This is a genomic window from Verrucosispora sp. WMMA2044 (assembly GCF_027497155.1).
GTDB classification, from domain to species: domain Bacteria; phylum Actinomycetota; class Actinomycetes; order Mycobacteriales; family Micromonosporaceae; genus Micromonospora; species Micromonospora palythoicola.
On record NZ_CP114913.1, the window covers coordinates 4,589,427 to 4,609,025 of the forward strand.

Below are 19,599 nucleotides of genomic sequence, written 5' to 3' on the forward strand. Positions count from 1 at the left end.
CGTGACCGACACCCTGGCCACCGGCGTAGCCCGGACCGACCGGGGCCGCGGCGCGGGCAGACGGTACGAGCGGGTCGGGCCGGGCGGTGATCCGATCGCCACCGGCGGTGCCGACCCGACCGCCGACGAGCGCCCGAGCACCGGTGCGGACGTCATCCTCGACTGCGGTTGGGGGCGGCTGGTCTTCGGCCAGACGTTCGCCAACCAGTCCGCGGTCGCCGACGTGCTGCGCTCCGAGGCGGCCGGAGCCCGGGACATCTGCATCTACCTGCGGGATCCGCACGTGCTGGTCTCCCGGCTGCCCGACGAGCTGTTCATCGACCCGTCGCTGACCTTCCGGCTGCCGCTCGGCGGGGACCGTCGCGGGCCCCGTCCCGGTGCCGGGACGACCGAGGAGGCCGGCACCGCCGAGACGCCGGCACCGCTCGACGGCCGCAACGAACTGCCCGGGGTACGCATCCGCCGGTTGCGCGACGCCGCCGACGCGGACGCGGTCAACCGGATCTACGCGGCCAACGGCATGGTCACCGCCCCGGTCGACGTGCTTGTCGACAACGCCGCGACCGACCGGTTCCTGCACCTGGTGGCCGAGGCGGTCACCGGCGAGATCGTCGGCACCATCACCGGCATCGACCATGTGGCGGTCTTCGACGACCCGGACAACGGCGCCAGCCTGTGGTGCCTGACCGTCGACTTCAACCAGGCCCCGCCCGGCACCGGGCAGGCACTGATCACCGAGCTGGCCAGCCGGCTGGTCGCCCGGGGTCGCGCGTACGTCGACCTGTCCGTGCTCGCCGAGAACGCCGGGGCGATCCGGCTCTACGAGCGGCTCGGTTTCTACCGCACCGCCACGCTCTGCGTGAAGCGGAAGAACCCGATCAACGAGCGGTTGTTCCTGCCGGCCATGCCGGTCGGGTACGACGGGCTCAACCCGTACGCCCGGATCGTCGCCGACGAGGCGATGCGGCGTGGCATCCGGGTGGAGGTGACCGACCCGGAGTGGGGCGAGCTGCGGCTGACCAGTGGCGGTCGGACGATCCTCACCCGGGAGTCGCTGTCCGAGCTGACCTCGGCGGTGGCGATGAGCCGCTGCGACGACAAGCGGGTCACCCGACGGATCCTGACCGAGGCCGGCCTGTCGGTGCCGCGCGGGCGCACCGCCACCGGCGACGCCGCCGACGCGGAGTTCCTGGCCGAGGTGGGCCAGGTGGTGGTCAAGCCGGCCCGGGGCGAGCAGGGCAACGGCATCACCGTCGGGGTACGCACCCCCGAGGCGCTGGCCGCCGCCGTGGAGCTGGCCGCCCGGTTCTGCCCGGAGGTGCTGCTGGAGGAGCTGTGCTCCGGTGAGGACCTGCGGGTCGTCATGATCGATCACGACGTGGTGGCCGCCGCCGTCCGCCGGCCAGCCTCGATCACCGGCGACGGCGTGCACGACATCGCCGAGCTGATCGAGCGGCAGAGTCGCCGCCGGGCCGCCGCCACGGGAGGCGAGTCCCGCATCCCGCTTGACGACATGACCCGGGACGTGGTCACCGAGGCCGGCTACCAGCTGCACGACGTGCTGCCGGAGGGGCAGATGCTCGCCGTGCGGCGCACCGCGAACCTGCACACCGGCGGCACCATCCACGACGTGACCGGCGAGCTGCACCCGCTGATCGCCGAGGCGTGCGTCGCCGCCAGCCGCGCCATCGACATCCCGGTCACCGGGCTCGACCTGCTGGTACCGGCGCCGGACCGACCCGAGCACGTCTTCATCGAGGCCAACGAGCGGCCCGGGCTGGCCAACCACGAGCCGCAGCCCACCGCCGAACGCTTCGTGGATCTGCTCTTTCCCGGGACTCGGGCACCGCAGAAGCTGTGGACGCCGGCGGGTGCGGCACCATCTGGGGCATGACCGTACGCAAGACCACTCCGCTCCCCATCGACCTGGACTACCTCCGTCAGGTGCTGGTCGAGCTGCTCGACATACCGAGCCCCTCGGGGCGCACCGACCACGTGCAGCAGTACGTGGGTGAACGCCTGTACGCGCTCGGCATCCCGTCGACGCTCACCCGCCGGGGCGCGCTGAGCGCCTGCCTGCCCGGACCCCGCGAGACCGGCGCGGACCGGGCGATCGTGGTGCACACCGACACCATCGGCGGAATGGTCAAACGGCTGAAGGAGAACGGCCGGCTGGAGCTGAAGCCGATCGGGACGCACAGCGCCCGGTTCGCCGAGGGCGCGCACGTACGGATCTTCACCGACGACCTGGACCGGGTGGTCACCGGTCAGGTGCTGCCGCTCAAGGCCAGCGGCCACCGCTACAACGAGGGCGTCGACCTGCAGGGCTTCGGCTGGGAGCAGGTGGAGGTACGCGTCGACGAGCCGGTGGAGGACATCGCCGGGCTGCGGGCGCTCGGCGTCGACGCGGGCGACTTCGTGGCGTTCCTGCCCAACCCGACGGTCACGCCCAGCGGGTACGTCAAGTCCCGCCACCTGGACGACAAGGCCGGCGTGGCCGCGGTGCTCGCCGCCCTGAAGGCGATGGTCGACGCCGGAGTGAAGCCGGCCGTGACCGCGCATCTGCTGGTCACCGTGACCGAGGAGATCGGCCACGGCGCGTCCCACGGCCTCGACCCCGACGTGGCCGAGATCGTCTCGGTGGACGCGGCGGTGGTCGCCCCCGGTCAGCAGTCCCGCGAGCATTCCGCCACCCTGGCGATGGGCGACGGCGTGGGCCCGTTCGACTACCACCTCACCCGCAACCTGGCGTCGATCGCCCGGGAGCACGACGTGGATCTCGTGCGGGACGTCTTCGACTACTACCGCTCCGACGTGGCGGCGGCGGTGGAGGCCGGGGCGCACGCCCGGGTGGCGCTGCTCGGCTTCGGTGTCGACGCCACCCACGGTCACGAGCGCACCCACCTGGAAGGGCTCCGTCACCTGGCCCAGTTGATCTGCCTGTACCTCCAGAGCGACCTGGTGTTTCCCGAATGGGACGCCGAGCCGGAGGGCGACCTGGCCGACTTCCCGTCGCTGGCGGTGCAGCCGGCCAACGCCGACGGCCCGCGCGAGGGCCCGATCGGCATCGCCCAGACCGCCTGACCGGAGCGGCGACGGCAGTGTGATCGAAATCCGTTGCCGGTGGGCCGCCGGCTGGATAGCGTGGCGGTACACGGGAAAGGAGGTGGTCCAGACTTGTATAGCAATCGGACTCGTGAGGTGGCTGTCCGCTAGCCGCTGTCCTCGACAGTGACAGCCTGTCCCCCGGGACGGGCACGGTAAGAGTCGTCGAGACCGTGTGGCAGCGGTGCGGCGAAACCACGACAGCCACCCGACCCCCGGGGTGCCGGCCCAGTCCAGTCGGCCCGCGCGTCAGCGCGGAAGCCCCGGGGGTCGCTTCATTCCGTACCGGAGGCGGCCGTGTCCATGCGCGAGCTGGTGGTGCTCGGCACGGCGAGCCAGGCGCCCACCCGGACCCGCAACCACAACGGGTACGTGCTGCGGTGGGACGACGAGGTGATTCTCTTCGACCCCGGCGAGGGCAGCCAGCGGCAACTGCTGCACACCGGCGTCACCGCCAGCGACCTGACCCGGATCTGCGTCACCCACTTCCACGGCGACCACTGCCTCGGCCTGCCCGGCACCATCCAGCGCCTGTCCCTGGACCGGGTGCCGCATCCGGTGGCGGTGCACTTCCCGGCCGGCGGTGCCGACTACTTCGCCCGGCTGCGGCACGCCAGTTCCTTCCACGAGACCGCCGAACTGGCCGTGGTGCCGATCGAGGCGGACGGGCAACGGGTCGCGCTGCGCTGCGGGACGCTGGAGGCGCGTCGGCTGCGGCACCCCGTCGAGACGTACGGCTATCGGCTGGTGGAGCCGGACGGGTGCCGGATGCTGCCGGAGAAGCTGGCCGCGTACGGCATCGCCGGGCCGGCGGTCGGTGAGCTGCACCGCGTCGGCCACCTCGACCTCGACGGGCGCCGCGTCACCCGGGACGAGGTGAGCACGCCACGGCCGGGGCAACGGTTCGCCTTCGTGATGGACACCGGCCTCTGCGACGGGGTGTACGCGCTGGCTGAGCACGCCGACCTGCTGGTCATCGAGTCGACGTTCCTGGAGTCGGAGGCCGCGCTCGCCGCCGAGGTCGGGCACCTCACCGCCGGTCAGGCGGCGCGGGTGGCGGCCGAGTCGGGGGTACGCCGACTCGTGCTCACCCACTTCTCCCAGCGGTACGCCGATCCGGCCCGCTTCGCCGACGAGGCCCGCCGGCACTTCGACGGAGACCTGGTGATCGCCGCAGATCTGACCACGGTTCAGGTGCCACCCCGGCGGGTACTCTCGGCGGGGTGAGCGTCACGCTGCGTCCGGCAGAGTCGGCCGATCTCCTGCCGGTGGGCGCCCTGCACCAACGTTCCCGGGTCGCCGCGTACTCCTCGTTCCTGCCGGCGGAGGCGCTCGCCGACCCGACGCCGGAGGCGATGGGTGAGTACTGGGTGCACCGATGGACCTGGGAGCGGGCGGACCATCTGATGACGGTGGCCGAACGGGACAGCGTGCTGGCCGGCTTCAGCTATTTCGGCCCCGACGACGCGGGCGACCCGGCGACCGGCCTGCTCAACGCCATCCACCTGGAGCCGACCGAACGCGGTCGCGGCGTCGGCCGGGCGCTGATGCTCGACGCCCTGACCAACATGCGGGCGCGCGGCTGGCGGCGCGCGGTCCTCTGGGTACTACGCGACAACACCCACGCCCGCCACTTCTACGAGCGCGGCGGCTGGCACCCCACCGGCCAACAACGCGACGAGACGATCGGCACCGCACTCACCCCCCAACTCCGCTACACCCGCCCCCTCTGACTCCCCTCCCCCCGTTGATCATGAGGTTAGCGGCATCGTGGAGATCGAAGACTGCCGCTAACCTCATGGTCAACACTGCTGTGGGGGGTCGGGTCAGCGGGCGCCGAGGTGGGCCAGGAGGTCCTGGCGGGTGAGGACGCCCTTGGGTTTGCCGTCGATCAGGACCAGGGCGGCGTCGGACTTCTCCAGGAGGTTCACCGCCTCGCTCACCGGCTGGCCGCCGCCGATCATCGGCAGCGGCGGGCCCATGTGCCGCTCGATGGTGTCGTGCAGGTGCGCCTGACCGGTGAAGAGCGCGTCGAGCAGATCCTTCTCGGCGATCGAGCCGGCCACCTCGCCGGTCACCACCGGCGGCTCGGCCTTGAGCACCGGCAACTGCGAGACGCCGTACTCGCGCATGTAGTCGATGGCGTCGCGAACCGTCTCGGTCGGGTGCACGTGGACCAGTTCGGGCAGGCCGCCCGGCTTGCCGGCCAGGGCCTGCGAGACGGTGGGTTCCGAACCGGAGGCGTCGAGGAAGCCGTAACGCGCCATCCAGGCGTCGTTGAAGATCTTGGAGAGATAGCCCCGGCCGCCGTCCGGCAGCAGCACCACGACCACGTCGTCCGGGCCGGCGGTGCGCGCCACCTCCAACGCCGCGACCGCCGCCATGCCGCAGGAGCCACCGACGAGCAGGCCCTCCTCGCGGGCCAGCCGCCGGGTCATCTCGAAGGACTGCTTGTCCGAGACCTCGATGATCTGGTCGGCCACGCTCCGGTCGTACGTCTCCGGCCAGAAGTCCTCGCCGACCCCCTCGACCAGGTACGGCCGACCGGTGCCGCCGGAGTAGACCGAGCCCTCCGGGTCGGCACCGATGATCTTGACGGCGCCGCTGGAGGCCTCCTTCAGGTAGCGCCCGATGCCGGAGATGGTGCCACCGGTGCCCACCCCGGCCACGAAGTGGGTGATCCGTCCCTCGGTCTGCTTCCACAGCTCCGGGCCGGTCGTCTCGTAGTGCGAGCGTGGGTTCGCCGGGTTGGCGTACTGGTTGGGCTTCCACGCGCCGGGGATCTCCCGGGCCAGCCGGTCGGAGACGTTGTAGTACGAGCGAGGGTCCTCCGGGGCGACGGCCGTCGGGCAGACCACCACCTCGGCGCCGTACGCCCGCAGCACGTCCTGCTTGTCCTGACTGACCTTGTCGGGGCAGACGAACACACAGCGGTAGCCCCGGAGCTGGGCCACCAGGGCCAGCCCGACGCCGGTGTTGCCGCTTGTCGGCTCGACGATGGTGCCGCCCGGCCGGAGAATCCCCGCCGCCTCGGCGTCCTCCACCATGCGCAGCGCGATCCGGTCCTTCACCGACCCGCCGGGGTTGAGGTACTCCACCTTCGCCAGCACCGTCGCCCGGATGCCCTCGGCGACGTTGCGTAGCCGTACCAGCGGCGTGTTGCCGATCATTTCGACGACGTTGTCGTAGTACTGCACCTCGTTGTGCCCTTTCGCTCCGGCACCGGCACGCCAGGCCGGGCGGGTGAACCAGGTGGAATTCCCGCCCAGGGTACGTCGGTCAGCGCACCACGTGGCCCGGGACCACGTTGCTGCGACGTGCCTCCCACTCCAGGAAGCGCTCGGTCTCGGCGAGCACCGCACCGGCCAGCCAGGTGACCATCACCGCGTCGTCGATCAGCCCGAACACGGTGAGGAACATTTCCGGGACCGCGTCGATCGGCGAGACGATGTACGCCGTGGCGGCGGTCATCATGGCCAGCCGCAGCCCGCCGTCGTACTGGCCCCGGGCGGTGGCCGCGATCATCCTGGGCAGCGCCCCGATCCGGGCGCCGAGCGACGGCCCGCCCCGGGCGCCGGCCGTCATCGCCCGTGCCAGCGCCGCGAACGCGGCACCTCGCTTCAACGTCTTAGCCATCGTCGTGCTCCTCTCCACGTGCAGCGTGACGCCCCGCCGCAACACCGTCCATCCAAGTACCCAGGACGGTCGATTTCCAGGCACCGCAGCGCCGCAACGATGACAGCAGGGCGTCAGACGGGCGCGCTAATGTCACGGTATGGGGGTCGCTGGTTCCGTCGTACCGGATCGTCCGCGCTGGCAGCGCACCCTGCGGGTGGCCCGGCTGGCGGCCATCGGCACGGGCGCCACGGTGGCCGCCGCCGCGGCGACGACAGGTGTGCTCCTCGGTCAGGCCCGGCAGGCCCGACGCACCATCCCGATGGCCGAGGCGCCGCCACCACGCTGCGACGGCATCTACGGTCCGAAGTTTCCCGGGCCCGCGATCACCATGGTCGTTCTCGGCGACTCGTCGGCCGCCGGTTACGGGGTGCACCGGCGCCGTGAGACGCCGGGCGCGTTGTTGGCCACCGGCCTGTCCCGGCGCCTGCGGCGGCCCGTCCGGTTGCACCGGTTCGCGGTGGTGGGTGCCATCTCGGCCGGCTTGAAGTTCCAGGTCGAGGCGGCCCTGGAGTGCGACCCCGACGTCGCGGTCATCCTCATCGGCGGCAACGACGTCACCAACCGCACGCCGCCGGCCCTCGCCGTGCGCTACCTCGTCGAGGGGGTCCGGGCGCTGCGCGCGGGCGGCGCCGAGGTGGTCGTCGGGACCTGCCCCGACCTGGGCGCGATCCGACCCATCCAGCCGCCGCTGCGCTGGTTGGCCCGCCGGTGGAGCCGGCAACTCGCCGCGGCGCAGACGGTCGCGGTGGTGTCGGCCGGCGGTTGGACGGTCTCGCTCGGCGACCTGCTCGGTCCCCGGTTCACCGCCGAGCCGGGGCGGATGTTCGGCTGGGACCGGTTCCACCCCTCCGCCGAGGGGTACGCGGCGGCTGCCGCCGCCCTGTTGCCGACGGTGCTCTCCGCGCTGGGGCACGGCGGCGAACGCAGGCCTACGCCAACGCGTCTCGAAGGCGTACGGTCGTTGCCGAAGGCCGCGCAGGAGGCGGCTCGGCATCCGGGGACGGAGGTCAGCGGTACGCAGGTCCGCGGCAGCGAGAGCGGCCCGGCCGGCCGTTGGGCGCAGCTGCGTCGGCGGGCATTCTTCGGTGTCGGTCCGACACCGCAGTCCGCCCCCACCGTCGACTCACCCGCAGTGGAAGGATTCTCATGACCGAGCGGATCAGGGGCCGGCTCGGCTCCGGCGCCGGCCCGAGGCGGGCACCATGACCGGTCTTCCTCCCGGCGACCGGGTCGCCGCGCGCGTTGCCCGTACCGCCGCGTTCTCCCTGCTCGCTGGCGCGCTCGGCGGAGCCGCGGTGCTCGCCGGCGAGGCCGTGGTGGCGCGCAACCGCCGTTACGCCCAGCCGGAACTCGGCCTGGCGCTGCGGGCCACCGTCGGTCGGGCCGGCGCCCCACCGCTGCGTCTGGTGCTGCTCGGTGACTCCGCCGCCCTCGGCGTCGGCGTGGACCGGCTCGGCGACACCATCGGCGGGCAGTTGGCGGAGCTGCTCGCCGAGGGGCCGGGCGGGCGGCAGGTTCACCTGTCCAGCGTCGGTGTCTCCGGCTCCCGCTCGACCGACCTGGCCACCCAGGTGGCCCGGGCGCTGCTCGGTGAGCGGCCGGACGTGGCGGTCATCCTGGTCGGAGCCAACGACGTCACCGGCATGCGCCGCCCGGCCGAGGCCGCCGCCTACCTCGGCGCGGCCGTGCACCGGCTGCGGCACGCCGGTGTCGAGGTCGTGGTCGGCACCTGCCCGGATCTCGGCGCGGTACGCGCGATCGCAGCGCCCCTGCGGCAGGTCGTCGGCTGGCTGGGGCGCCGCGTCGCCCGGGCACAGACCGGTGCGGTGCTCGACGCCGGCGGGACGGTTGTCGATCTGGCCACCGAGACGGGACCGGTGTTCCGGGCCGACGCCGGCACCTTCTGCCACGACGGCTACCACCCCTCCGCCGACGGCTACCGGGTCTGGGCGCACGCCCTGCTGCCCGCCGTGGTCGCCGCAGCGGCCGTCACCCCACGCCACTGAACCGTCTACTCGTCCGGGTTGCGCGGGGGTGACATTTCCCGGCGCCCGGAAAACTTCCGCCGCAAGTTACCGGCGAGTTAACGTGACCGTATGCCGATTGAGTCGTCCCGCGACGCCGTCATCGTCGCCACCGCCCGATCCCCCATCGGCCGGGCCCACAAGGGGTCCCTACGGGATCTCCGCCCGGACGATCTGGCCGCCACCATCGTGCAGGCGGCCCTGGACAAGGTGCCGCAGCTCGACCCGCGACAGATAGACGACCTCTACCTCGGGTGCGGCCTGCCCGGCGGGGAACAGGGCTTCAACATGGCTCGCGTGGTGGCCGTGCTGATGGGCCTCGACGGTCTGCCCGGCGCGACCCTCACCCGCTACTGCGCCTCCTCGTTGCAGACGACGCGGATGGCCATGCACGCGATCCGGGCCGGTGAGGGCGACATCTTCGTCTCCGCCGGGGTCGAGATGGTGTCCCGGTACGCGCGCGGCAGCTCCGACGGCCTGCCGCCCGAGGCTCAGGCCCTGCTCGGCGGCTGGGAGAACCCCCGCTTCGCGTCGGCACGTGAGCGGTCCAAGGCCCGTGCAGAGGCCGGCGCGCCGGTCTGGACCGACCCGCGCGAGAAGGACGCCCTGCCCGACGTGTACCTGGCCATGGGGCAGACCGCCGAGAATCTCGCCCAGGTCCACGACGTGAGCCGCGCAGAGATGGACGCCTTCGGCGTACGCAGCCAGAACCTGGCCGAGAAGGCGATCGCCGACGGGTTCTGGGCCCGGGAGATCACCCCGGTCACCACGCCCGACGGCACGGTGGTCAGCACCGACGACGGCCCCCGCGCCGGGGTCACCCTGGAGGCGGTCGCCGAGCTGAAGCCGGTCTTCCGTCCGGACGGCCGGATCACCGCCGGCAACTGCTGCCCGCTCAACGACGGGGCCGCCGCGGTGGTCGTGATGAGCGCGCAGCGGGCCGAGGAACTGGGCGTGACTCCGCTGGCGCGGATCGTCTCCACAGGTGTCACCGCGTTGTCACCGGAGATCATGGGCCTCGGTCCGGTGGAGGCGAGCCGGCAGGCACTCGAACGCGCCGGGATGACCATCGACAACGTCGACCTGGTCGAGATCAACGAGGCCTTCGCCGCCCAGGTGATCCCGTCGTACCGCCAGCTCGGCATCCCCGAGGAGAAGCTGAACGTGATGGGCGGGGCGATCGCCGTCGGTCACCCGTTCGGAATGACCGGTGCCCGGATCACCGGCACGCTGCTCAACGCCCTGCAATGGCACGACAGGACCATCGGCCTGGAGACCATGTGCGTCGGTGGCGGGCAGGGCATGGCGATGGTCATCGAGCGCCTGAGCTGACATCGCTTCCACGGCCCGGCCCGCGTGGTCGGCGCGGGATGGTCGGCCCGGTCAAGCCGGGTCTAGAGCGCGGTGCGGGTCGCGGTCACTTCGGTCGCGGCCCGGGCCAGGGCCTCCTCGCTCGGGTGCGCCGCGAGGAGATCGGCGGCGACCACCCGGAGCTGGTCGGGCAGGGCGAGGTCGTTGTCGAGCCGGGGTACGTCTCGTCGTGGCTGCCCTTCCGCGTCCGCGGCAAGGTTGGCGATCTCCTGTACCAGCCGGTGCACCAGATCCGCCCGGGACACGTTGCCGACCGATGCCGCGGCCGACCACCGGGGCTGCTGCCAGTGGCTCACCTGCCGCACCAACAACTCCACCCCCCGGACAACCTCCGCCTCTGACTCACTCCCACCCACACCCGCCACCCCCCGCACTCTACGCACGACCCCCCAACCGACCGCCGATCACGCAGTTGTGGTCGTTGATTCCTCCGCTTACGCCCGACCTGTCCGGTGCCACGACTGCATGATCGGCGCAGCGGGAGAGCGGGGGCGGGAGGTGGGGTGGGAAGGCGACGGCGCCCGCCCCGGGTGGGGCGGGCGCCGTCGGTCGTCGGGCGGCGAGGTCAGTCGTCGCCCTGGAAGTAGCTCAACAGGCGCAGCATCTCGATGTAGAGCCAGATCAAGCTGACCAGGATGCCGAACGCGGCAACCCACGAGTAGCGCTGCGGCAGGCCCATCCGGACGCCGTCCTCGACCTCCTTGAAGCTGAGCACGAAGCTCAGCGAGGCGACCACGATGCAGACGATGCTGAACCCGATGGCCAGCGGGCTGCCGTCACGCAGGCCGGTGTTGACGCCGAAGAGCGCCAGCACCAGGTTGATCAGCATGACGGCGAACAGGCCCGCCATCACCGCGATCATGCCCTTGACGAACTTCGGCGTCGCCCGGATGACCCGCGCCTTGTAGAGCATGGCCATCACGAAGAACACACCGAAGGTCGCGGTCACCGCCTGGAGCACGATGCCGTCGTACAGCGATTCGAAGAACTTGCTCACCGCGCCGACGAGGACGCCCTCGACGACGGCGTACGCGACGACGAGCGCCGGGTTCGCCATCCGGGAGAACGAGATGATCAGGCCGAGCACCAGGCCGACGATGGCCGCGCCGATCCAGGCGACGCCGAGCAGTTCGTCGGGCACCAGCGCCCACGCCGCCGCGGCGGCGACACCGACGATGGCCAGGAGGGTGACCGTCTTGACCACCACGTCGTCGATCGACATGGGGGTGACCGCCGGCGGGGCTGACGGAAAGCCGGGCGCGCCGGGGTAGCCGGCCTGCGGCGGAACCTGCTGGGGGTAGCCGGGCTGTCCGTACGGCCCGGACGGGGCGTACCCGGCAGCCCGCTCCCGCTCGGCCGCCTGACCGAGCCGGGCGAGCACCGGGTTCGAAGTCTTCACTGTCTGGCCTCCCTAAGGGGGTCGTGGCACGTCAACGCGCGCTACAAGAGTAAACGCCCCGCACAGCCCAGCGGTGATCGGAAGGCTGAGCGAACGCTGAGAGTGCCCGGTTCGGGTCGCCCGCGTCGGGCCTGCGGACGGCGGGTGCCCGGGGCGGGGGTCGAACCCGCACGCCTTGCGGCAGCCGCTTTTAAGGCGGCCGTGTCTGCCGTTCCACCACCCGGGCGGGTGACACCGGGGCGCCAGCGCGAACGGTGCAGTGCCACGGTAGCGGGTTCGTCGCCACTGCGGCGTCCCCCGTCGAGCACCGCCACTAGGGTCGAGGCCGTGAGCAGCCGCGCACCCATCGCCTCCACCGACGACGTGGCCACGCAGGCGGATCACCCCCTTGCCCGGGTACGCCGGCTGCGGCTCACCCGGTGGGGCCGGACGTTCGCCCGGCATCGGATCGACCTGCTGATCGGGCTGTTCTTCGCGGCGCTGGCCAGCGCACTCACCCACCGGCTCTGGGCCGACCCGACCGGTCTGGTGCTCGCGCTCAACCCCGAGGACCAGGTGCTCTACGAGTGGTTCCTGGCCGTCGACGCGCGGGCGCTGCTGGGCGACTTCGGCCTGTCCACCGACCGGCTGAACGCGCCCGACGGGGTCAACCTGATGGCCAACACGTCGGTCATCGCCCTGGGTGTGCTGTTCGCCCCGGTCACCCTGCTGTTCGGCGCTCCGGTCACCTTCGCCCTGCTGGTGACGCTCAACCTCGCCGGCACCGCCACCGCCTGGTACCTCCTGTTCAGTCGTACGCTGCGGGCCCGCCGGGCCGCCGCGACGCTGGGCGGTGCGCTGTGCGGCCTCGCCCCGGGCATGGTGTCCCAGAGCAACAGCCACCTGCACATGACGGCGCAGTGGCTGCTACCGGTCATCGTCTGGCTGGTCGTACGCCTGCTGCGGGCCGCCGAGCCCGTTGCTGGAGCAGCGGGCGGGCCCGACCGACGCCGGCTGACCACCTCCGCGCTCGGCTTGGCCGCCGTCGTCTCCGTCCAGGTGTTCATCGGCGAGGAGGTGCTGTTCCTCGCTGCGCTCACCCTGCTGGTGATGGCGGTGACGATGGTCGTCGCGGACCGTGACCTGGCCCGCCGGGCGCTGCCCGCCTTCACCGGCGCGATGGCCCTTGCCACCGGTGCGGCCCTGCTGGTGCTCGCCCGGCCGCTGTGGTTCCAGTTCGCCGGTCCGCTCGGCGTCGCCGACGGCATGTTCAGCCCGCACTACTTCTCCGCCGATCTGCGCAGCTGGTGGGCGGTCTCACCGCTGTCCCTGGTCGGGAACGAGCGGGCCGCCCGGCTGAGCACCGGCCCGGCCGAGTACAACACCTTCCTGGGCTGGCCGCTGCTGGTGGTCACCGTCGGCTGCGTTGTCTGGCTGGGGCGCCGTCCACTGGTGCTGGCCTGCGCCACCGGCATTCTCGTGATGGGTGCGCTGTCGCTCGGTCCCGAGGTGGTCTTCGACGGCACAGGCACCGGTCTGCCCGGGCCGTACGCGCTGCTCGGCGGCCTGCCGGTGGTCGACGGCGCGCTGCCGATGCGGTTCGCCCTGGCCGTACCGCCGCTGATCGCGACGCTGCTGGTGCTGGCGGTCGACCGGGCACTGCGCGGCACGGGCCGGGTCCGCCGCCTGACGCTGGTCGCGGTCGCCGTGGCGGTGGTACCGCTGATCCCGGCACCGTTGCCCACCGCGCACCGACCGCCGGTGCCCGAGTTCGTCACCGCCGGCCACTGGCGAACGTGTGTCGAGCCGGGCGGCGTCCTGGTACCGGTGCCACTGGCCACGCCCAAGCAACCCTGGCCGATGCGGTGGGCGACCGCCGCCGACGCCGAGTTCAGCATGCCGCAGGGATTCTTCATCGGCCCGCACGGCCGAGGCGGCAGCGCCGCGATGGGCGTCGCCCCGCGCCCCACCTCCGCCCTGCTGGCCGAGGTGGCCCGCAGCGGCCTCCGGCCGGTCGTCGGCGACGAGCAGCGCCGTCGCGCGGCGGCGGACGTCGAACACTGGGGTGCCTCGTGCGTGGTGCTGGCCGCCGACACCGCGCACTCCGACAGCCTGCGACTGACGGTGGAGGCGCTCTACGGCCCGGCGACCCGACTCAGCGACGCCTGGTACTGGCGGGTCTGAGCGCGTGGGGCGCCGATGGCGCCCCACGCGGGACTCACACCTTCGCCTGTGGCTGGGACGCCTCGGCGAACTCCTCGCGCGGGTCGTGCAGCTGGCCGAGGGCCACCACCTCACGCTTGAGCACGAACGCCAGCGTCCAGTCGACCACCACCCGGACCTTCCGGTTGAGCGACGGGATCCGGCTCATGTGGTACGTCCGGTGCATGAACCACGCCGGCCAACCGGTCATCTTGATCCCGTAGACCTGGGCGACACCCTTGTGCAGGCCGAGGCTCGCCACGCTGCCGGCGTGCTTGTGCTTGTAGGGGACCGGCTCGCGGCCCCGGAGCACGGCGACGATGTTGTCGGCCATCCGCTGGGCCTGGCGTACCGCGTGCTGGGCGCTCGGCGAGCAGTAGTTGCCCGGCGGCTTGGTCAGGTCCGGTACGGCGGCACAGTCGCCGGCGCTCCAGGCGCCCTCCACCACGCGGTCACCGTCGACCACCTGGAGCGTCGGCAGGCAGGTGACCCGGCGCCGCTCCTCGCGGGGGAAGTCGGTCGCGTCCAGCATCGGTGACGGCTTCACCCCGGCGGTCCAGACGATGGTGTCCGCGCTGAAGCTGTCCCCGTCGGAGAGCTTGACCACCCCGTCGACGCACGACTCCAGCCGGGTGTCGAGCCGGATGTCCATGTCCCGCTTCAGCAGCTGCTGCACCGTGTAGGCGCCCATGTCCCGGTCGACCTCCGGCAGCACCCGCTGGGTGGCCTCGACCAGTACCCACCGCATGTCCGACGTGTTCAGCTCCGGGTAGTACTTCAGCGCGTGCCGGGCCATGTCCTCCATCTCGGCCAACGCCTCGATGCCGGCGTACCCGCCACCGACGAAGACGAAGGTCAGCGCCCGGCGGCGTACCTCGGGGTCGGTCGTGGCGGCAGCCACGTCCAGCTGTTCGAGCACGTGGTTGCGCAGGAAGATGGCCTCACCGATGGTCTTGAAGCCGATGCCGTGCTCGTGCAGGCCGGGGATCGGCAGGGTCCGGGAGACCGAGCCGGGGGCGACCACCACGTGGTCGTAGGTGATCTCGCGAGGCGGGCCGATGATCGGCTGCACCGTTGCGGTCTTACTCGCGTGGTCGATCCGGGTGACCGCACCGGCCACCACCTTGCACCGGCGCAACTCCCGACGCAGCGGCACCACGGAGTGCCGTGGGGAGATGTTCCCCGCCGAAGCCTCGGGCAGGAACGGCTGGTACGTCATGTGCGGCTGGGGGTCGACGACGACGACCTCAGCCTCCCGGGAACTCAGCTTCTTCGACAGGCGCAGCGCCGCGTAGAGACCGACGTGCCCGGCACCCACCACAAGGATCCGCTTCGGATTCACGCCTACCATCTTTCCCCCACCGACAGCGGTAATCCCGGGTGCGGCCCCGTTCTGTGACCGAGCACAAGGCGGCTGTGACGCCGGTAACGGCGGCCACCGTCGCCACCGCCGACGCAGCAACACCCCCGGTCACCCGAGCCCCGACGGCCCCTGGTTCACCTGCGTCGCAGCAGCCCGGCCAGCAACGCCGTCACTCCGACGGCAAGCAGCAGACCGGCCACCGTCACCGCCTGCCAACCGCCTTCGGCGGCCCGGACACCGGCGAGTTCGAGCAGCAGCACGCCGAGCACGGACGTGGCGAGCAACACTCCCGCGGCTCGGGTGAGCCAACGCACTATCACGTCCGGATCCACCACGGCGTCGTACGGCAGCACCGCCACCAGCGCGCAGAGCGTGTGGGTCAGGTAGAGCGCCACGGCCACCGCCATCAGTCGCCACAACGCGATCGGCCGGTTGTACCCGTCGGTGGCGAGCAACCACCCGCCGACCGTGACCAACGCGACGAAGGTCGGCCAGAGCCGGCGCGGCGCCACCGCCGGCAGCACCGCGACCGCCACCAACGGCCCCAGTGCCCGCCCGACCACGACCTCGGCGGGGTACGCGAGCAGCAACCCCACCAGGGTGCTGAGGAAGATCCCCACCCGGACCAGTACCGGAGTGAGGGAGATCCGCGCCGCGGCCGTGCGCACCGCCCGGACCCGCCCGATGACCGACCCCATCACCGGGCTGACCTCTCGCTCGCGACTGCGGGACTCCGCTGCGCTGCGTTCCTCGCGCTCACCGGCCACCCACCCGGGGGGCGGTGGCGAGCCTCGCCACGTCACGCAGCACCTGGTCGAGACTGCCGGTGCCGGCCCACGGCACCACCGGCACCCCGTGCTCGCGCAACTGCGCGATCATCGTGTCCCGGTCCAGCCGCCACAGCCGGTACGCCACCTCGACCCAGCCCCGGTCCTGCGGTGGTGACAGGTCCGCCGGAAGCGTGTCGACGGCCACCACGAACCGTCCCGAACGGGCCAACCGGGCAAGCATCTGCGCCGACCGCTCCTCCAACAGCGGGGTGAGCACCACCACCAGCGCGTCCGCGGAGAGCAGTTGGGGACCGAACACATGGTCGTACGGCTCGTGCGGGGAGGACTGGGCCTTGACGTCCAACAGCCACTCCAGCACGGTCAGGTACTGCCGTCGCCCGGTGGCCGGACGCAGCCGCCGGGCACTCGGGCCGTACTCCAGCAGTGCCACCCGGTCACCCCGGTGCAGGTAGTGCTCGGCGATCGCGGCGGCCGCCCGGACCGTGGTGTCCAGCACCGACGCGGTACCGGTGACCCCGCCGGAGCGACCCGCCTCGGCCAGCACGTCGAGTAGCACGACCACCTCGGCGTCCCGGTCGGACAGGGTGGCCGCCACGTGCAGTTGCCGGGCCCGCAGCGACACCCGCCAGTCGATGCGGCGCAGCCGGTCACCCGGTGCGAAGACCCGCACCCCGGCGAGTTCGCCCCCCTCGCCGGGACGACGCGAGTGATGCGCCCCGACCAGGCCGGCGGCCCGGGGCATCACCTCGACCGCCTCGAACGGCTCGGTCTTCGGGTACACCTTGGACCGGACCGGTTCGACGACCACCGCGCGCGAGATCAGCAGGCCCTGCGCGGCGGCGACCCGGGCGCCCGCCGGGCCCAGCGGATGCCGACCCCACCGCAGCGCGGTACCGGCCAGTTCCAGGTCGATGGCGGTGTCCGGGGCTACCGACGTGACGAACGGACGGTCCGCCACGGTCGGCCGACCGGCACCGGCGGGCCGGCCGGTGCCGACGACCGCGCTGCCGGCGAGGCCCGCCCGTTCGACCCGCAGCCACGGTGAGACGCGGGTACGCAGCACCGCCACGTCGTAGGAGACCGCACCCGGGTTGCCGACGGTGACCGTCCCGGTCATGGCACCGCCTTCCACCAGGGGATCCTCGTCGGCGCTGAGCCACACCCGGGGCAGGTCGACGGGTCGGCGTCGCAAGGCGTACGCGGTGCCGAGGGCGAACGGGACTGCCAGCACGATCAGATCCACCCGTCCCAGCACCACCGCGGCGATCAGGAGCAGGCCGGTGAGCAGCACCGCCCGGCCGAACGCCCAGGTGGGCATCCAGTTGGTCGGTGCCGACTGCTCGCTCCGCTCGCTCACGCCGGTCAGTCTCCCGGCCGACCGGCGGCGTAGCTGGGCAGCGCGCCACTGGCCGGCGCCGGGGTGCCGTCGAGGACCTCACCGACCACGAAGGACGGATCGACACGGCGCAGCCACATCTCCGGCCGCAGCGTGATCCGGTGTGCCAGCGCCGGGGCCGCGACGTCCTTGACGTCCTCGGGCACCACGTAGTCCCGCCCGGAGAGCACCGCCCGTACCCGGGACAGCAGCAGCAGGGCCAGCGATCCGCGCGGCGACGCGCCGACCAGCACCGACGGATGCTCGCGGGTGGCCGCGGTCAGCGCCACGATGTACCGGCCCACCGAGTCCTCGACCACGACGTCCTCCAACGCCGCCTGCATGGCGCGCAGGGTGCCGGCGTCGACCACCGGCTTGATGTCGGCCTCCTCCCGGCGGCGCGCCATCCGCCGACGCAGCACCTCCCACTCCTCGTCCTGCGCCGGGTAACCGAACGACACCCGCAGCAGGAACCGGTCCAGCTGCGCCTCCGGCAACGGATAGGTGCCCTCGTACTCGATGGGATTGGCGGTGGCCAGCACGTGGAACGGCTCGTCGAGCCGGTACGTCACGCCCTCCACCGAGACCTGCTTCTCCTGCATCGCCTCCAGCAGGGCCGACTGGGTCTTCGGCGGGGTCCGGTTGATCTCGTCGGCGAGCAGCAGGTTGGTGAAGACCGGCCCGGCCCGGAAGGTGAAGTCACCGCTGCGCTGGTCGTAGAGGAAGGAGCCGGTGACGTCGGCGGGCAGCAGGTCGGGGGTGAACTGCAGACGCCGGAAGTCCAGGCCCAGCGCCTGGGCGAAGGACCGCGCGGTGAGCGTCTTGCCCAACCCCGGCAGGTCCTCCAGCAGCACGTGGCCGCCGGCGAGGATGCCGGCCAGCACCAGCTCCAGGGCGTCCCGTTTGCCGACCACGACCTGGCCCACCGCGTCCAGCACGGCCCGGGCGAGGCGACCTACCTCGGTGGGGGGCATCGTCCGGCCGACGTCGTTCATCAGATCTTCTCCAGTTCGGCGACGATCGCCGCGAGGTCGCGCGGCGAAGGGGTGCGGCGGGGTGGGGTCTCCAGGAACGTCGACAGGCGGTCACCCAACAGGGCGCGGGCCCGGGTCGGATCGGACTCGCGGGTGACGCCGTACTTCAGGCGCATCCGCTCGTCCGCCAGCTCGGCCAACCGGGGCAGGATCATCGTGGTGAACCGTTCGGGACTCGTCTTGGACCACTCCAGAGGTGTCGCCCAACCGTTGACCGCCACCCGCAGCGCGTCCCGCGCGTCCCAGTTGTAGGTCCCGGGTTCCTCGCCGCCCCGCGACGACGAACCCGCCTGGCCGGACTTCGCCGGTGGCGCGAGAGTGGCGACGATCCGGCGTACCACCAGCAGCGCGACCACGGCGGTGACCAGCACCAGCAACGAGACCCGCAGCCCGACCGCACGCAGTCCGGCGACGGCGACCACGGTCACCGCCACGGTGACACCGAGCAGGCCGGCGACGGTACGCGCCCGCCCGCCCCGGCGTCGCTCGGACTGGGCCGGCCGCTCCTCGGAGAAGCTGAGCAGGTCGTCGATACTCGTGCTGCTCACACCGGCTCACCCCCGGCCAGTGCGGTCAGTTCGCCACGCAGCCGGCGCAGGGCCACCCGGGCCTGGTCCCGGGTCCGTTCGTCCACCGGACGGGTGGCGTACCGGGCCTCGCGGTAGACGTTCGCGAACCCGGCCAGCACGTCGGCGCTCACGATCGCCGGCACGCCGGTGGACGGATCACCGGCGAGCAGCCGGGTGACCAGGTCGGTGGGAGTGTCACCGGTCAGTCGGGGCGCCCCGGCGACGGCGGCGGCCTCTTCGAGCCGTACCCAGCAGGCGATCACCGCGGTCCGTGGGTCGGTGGCCTGGTCGTCCAGGTCCACCAGGCCGGCGTCGACGGCGGCCACCACCTCCGCGGCGGTGCCCTCGGCACTGCGCCGGGTCGGCTGCCCGGGAAGTGCCCGGGTGACCCGCCGCGCCACCCCCCGCGCCACGGTCCACAGCAGATAGCTGAGGGCGGCGAGCAGTGCCAGCCCGAGCACCGCCACCGCCACCGTGCCGAGCCAGGACGGAATCCGGGTACGGGTCTCCTCGGCGGCCTCGCGCGGTTCGGCCGGGATCGACGGACGCGGCTCCCCGCTCGGGTACTCCAGCACGAAGGGGGCGTCCTTGACGGCGGGCGGTATCCGGCTCGCGCCGATCGACGAGTGCGCGGTGGCCAGGGTCACGGCGGCGAGCAGGGCAATCACCGCCGTCACCGGCCACCACCTGCGAAGCACGTCCATCGATT

18 protein-coding genes and 1 tRNA gene are annotated in these 19,599 nt (G+C 72.4%); 8 read left to right on the forward strand and 11 right to left on the reverse strand.

The features are described from left to right. Position 1 precedes the first annotated feature (1 nt). From ngg to O3597_RS20830, 4 genes are all read left to right on the forward strand, one after another. A complete protein-coding gene (gene ngg / locus O3597_RS20815) occupies positions 2 to 1,894 on the forward strand; it encodes an N-acetylglutaminylglutamine synthetase (protein ID WP_281602148.1) in 1,893 nt (630 codons plus the stop codon). Further along, positions 1,891 to 3,084, forward strand: coding sequence for an osmoprotectant NAGGN system M42 family peptidase (locus tag O3597_RS20820; protein WP_281602149.1), 1,194 nt, complete (start codon positions 1,891 to 1,893; stop codon positions 3,082 to 3,084). The genes ngg and O3597_RS20820 overlap by 4 nt, the downstream gene beginning before the upstream one ends. Before the next feature lie 318 nt (positions 3,085 to 3,402). Next, the gene (locus tag O3597_RS20825) at positions 3,403 to 4,332 is read left to right on the forward strand and encodes a ribonuclease Z (RefSeq protein WP_281602150.1); all 930 of its coding nucleotides are present in this window, start codon (positions 3,403 to 3,405) and stop codon (positions 4,330 to 4,332) included. Beyond that, a complete protein-coding gene (locus O3597_RS20830; protein WP_281602151.1) occupies positions 4,329 to 4,838 on the forward strand; it encodes a GNAT family N-acetyltransferase in 510 nt (169 codons plus the stop codon). Before O3597_RS20825 ends, O3597_RS20830 begins: the two co-directional genes overlap by 4 nt. 93 nt (positions 4,839 to 4,931) lie before the next feature. On the opposite strand, the gene O3597_RS20835 is transcribed toward O3597_RS20830, so the two are convergent. Together O3597_RS20835 and O3597_RS20840 are read right to left on the reverse strand one after the other, a co-directional pair. Further along, positions 4,932 to 6,302, reverse strand: coding sequence for a cystathionine beta-synthase (locus tag O3597_RS20835; RefSeq protein ID WP_281602152.1), 1,371 nt, complete (start codon positions 6,300 to 6,302; stop codon positions 4,932 to 4,934). An 82-nt stretch (positions 6,303 to 6,384) separates the two neighbouring features. Beyond that, positions 6,385 to 6,741 (reverse strand): YkvA family protein, encoded by a 357-nt coding sequence (locus O3597_RS20840; RefSeq protein ID WP_164446080.1) that lies wholly within the window; start codon positions 6,739 to 6,741, stop codon positions 6,385 to 6,387. A 139-nt stretch (positions 6,742 to 6,880) separates the two neighbouring features. Between O3597_RS20840 and O3597_RS20845 the strand changes: the two genes are divergently transcribed. From O3597_RS20845 to O3597_RS20855, 3 genes are all read left to right on the forward strand, one after another. Next, positions 6,881 to 7,933 (forward strand): SGNH/GDSL hydrolase family protein, encoded by a 1,053-nt coding sequence (locus O3597_RS20845; protein ID WP_164446081.1) that lies wholly within the window; start codon positions 6,881 to 6,883, stop codon positions 7,931 to 7,933. A gap of 52 nt (positions 7,934 to 7,985) precedes the next feature. Beyond that, positions 7,986 to 8,789: an SGNH/GDSL hydrolase family protein gene (locus O3597_RS20850; RefSeq protein WP_281602153.1), complete on the forward strand. Its 804-nt coding sequence runs from the start codon at positions 7,986 to 7,988 to the stop codon at positions 8,787 to 8,789. A 90-nt stretch (positions 8,790 to 8,879) separates the two neighbouring features. Then, positions 8,880 to 10,139 (forward strand): acetyl-CoA C-acetyltransferase, encoded by a 1,260-nt coding sequence (locus O3597_RS20855; protein ID WP_281602154.1) that lies wholly within the window; start codon positions 8,880 to 8,882, stop codon positions 10,137 to 10,139. Positions 10,140 to 10,201: 62 nt separating this feature from the next. On the opposite strand, the gene O3597_RS20860 is transcribed toward O3597_RS20855, so the two are convergent. The 3 genes from O3597_RS20860 to O3597_RS20870 form a co-directional block, all read right to left on the reverse strand. Continuing rightward, on the reverse strand, positions 10,202 to 10,495 hold the full coding sequence (locus O3597_RS20860) for a hypothetical protein (RefSeq protein ID WP_164446083.1): 294 nt from the start codon (positions 10,493 to 10,495) through the stop codon (positions 10,202 to 10,204). 248 nt (positions 10,496 to 10,743) lie between these two features. After that, positions 10,744 to 11,577 carry a Bax inhibitor-1/YccA family protein gene (locus O3597_RS20865; protein WP_281602155.1) on the reverse strand — a complete coding sequence of 278 codons (834 nt, stop codon included), beginning with the start codon at positions 11,575 to 11,577 and terminating at the stop codon, positions 10,744 to 10,746. 145 nt (positions 11,578 to 11,722) lie between these two features. After that, a tRNA-Leu gene (locus tag O3597_RS20870) sits at positions 11,723 to 11,803 on the reverse strand. Positions 11,804 to 11,904: 101 nt separating this feature from the next. Here O3597_RS20870 and O3597_RS20875 point away from each other — a divergent pair. Continuing rightward, positions 11,905 to 13,740, forward strand: coding sequence for a hypothetical protein (locus O3597_RS20875; protein ID WP_281602156.1), 1,836 nt, complete (start codon positions 11,905 to 11,907; stop codon positions 13,738 to 13,740). Positions 13,741 to 13,774: 34 nt separating this feature from the next. Here the strand turns inward: O3597_RS20875 and O3597_RS20880 are convergent, their stop codons facing one another. From O3597_RS20880 to O3597_RS20905, 6 genes are all read right to left on the reverse strand, one after another. After that, positions 13,775 to 15,100, reverse strand: a complete 1,326-nt coding sequence (locus O3597_RS20880; protein ID WP_281602157.1) for an NAD(P)/FAD-dependent oxidoreductase — start codon at positions 15,098 to 15,100, stop codon at positions 13,775 to 13,777. Between the two features lie 155 nt (positions 15,101 to 15,255). Beyond that, positions 15,256 to 15,819 (reverse strand): hypothetical protein, encoded by a 564-nt coding sequence (locus O3597_RS20885; RefSeq protein WP_281604601.1) that lies wholly within the window; start codon positions 15,817 to 15,819, stop codon positions 15,256 to 15,258. A 58-nt stretch (positions 15,820 to 15,877) separates the two neighbouring features. Further along, positions 15,878 to 17,230: a DUF58 domain-containing protein gene (locus O3597_RS20890; RefSeq protein WP_164446736.1), complete on the reverse strand. Its 1,353-nt coding sequence runs from the start codon at positions 17,228 to 17,230 to the stop codon at positions 15,878 to 15,880. A gap of 44 nt (positions 17,231 to 17,274) precedes the next feature. Further along, a complete protein-coding gene (locus O3597_RS20895) occupies positions 17,275 to 18,282 on the reverse strand; it encodes a MoxR family ATPase (protein WP_164446087.1) in 1,008 nt (335 codons plus the stop codon). Then, positions 18,282 to 18,869, reverse strand: coding sequence for a hypothetical protein (locus O3597_RS20900; RefSeq protein ID WP_281602158.1), 588 nt, complete (start codon positions 18,867 to 18,869; stop codon positions 18,282 to 18,284). The genes O3597_RS20895 and O3597_RS20900 overlap by 1 nt, the downstream gene beginning before the upstream one ends. Next, on the reverse strand, positions 18,866 to 19,594 hold the full coding sequence (locus O3597_RS20905) for a DUF4129 domain-containing protein (RefSeq protein WP_281602159.1): 729 nt from the start codon (positions 19,592 to 19,594) through the stop codon (positions 18,866 to 18,868). The genes O3597_RS20900 and O3597_RS20905 overlap by 4 nt, the downstream gene beginning before the upstream one ends. Between the last annotated feature and the right edge of the window lie 5 nt (positions 19,595 to 19,599).

What these genes read in the sequence shown, in the direction of transcription:
- O3597_RS20855 (WP_281602154.1), top strand. Translation starts at nt 8,880, where the DNA reads ATGCCGATTGAGTCGTCCCGCGACGCCGTCATCGTCGCCACCGCCCGA.
- O3597_RS20845 (WP_164446081.1), top strand. Translation starts at nt 6,881, where the DNA reads ATGGGGGTCGCTGGTTCCGTCGTACCGGATCGTCCGCGCTGGCAGCGC.
- O3597_RS20850 (WP_281602153.1), top strand. Translation starts at nt 7,986, where the DNA reads ATGACCGGTCTTCCTCCCGGCGACCGGGTCGCCGCGCGCGTTGCCCGT.
- O3597_RS20840 (WP_164446080.1), bottom strand. Translation starts at nt 6,741, where the DNA reads ATGGCTAAGACGTTGAAGCGAGGTGCCGCGTTCGCGGCGCTGGCACGG.
- O3597_RS20905 (WP_281602159.1), bottom strand. Translation starts at nt 19,594, where the DNA reads ATGGACGTGCTTCGCAGGTGGTGGCCGGTGACGGCGGTGATTGCCCTG.
- O3597_RS20820 (WP_281602149.1), top strand. Translation starts at nt 1,891, where the DNA reads ATGACCGTACGCAAGACCACTCCGCTCCCCATCGACCTGGACTACCTC.
- O3597_RS20895 (WP_164446087.1), bottom strand. Translation starts at nt 18,282, where the DNA reads ATGAACGACGTCGGCCGGACGATGCCCCCCACCGAGGTAGGTCGCCTC.
- O3597_RS20885 (WP_281604601.1), bottom strand. Translation starts at nt 15,819, where the DNA reads ATGGGGTCGGTCATCGGGCGGGTCCGGGCGGTGCGCACGGCCGCGGCG.
- O3597_RS20890 (WP_164446736.1), bottom strand. Translation starts at nt 17,230, where the DNA reads ATGCCCACCTGGGCGTTCGGCCGGGCGGTGCTGCTCACCGGCCTGCTC.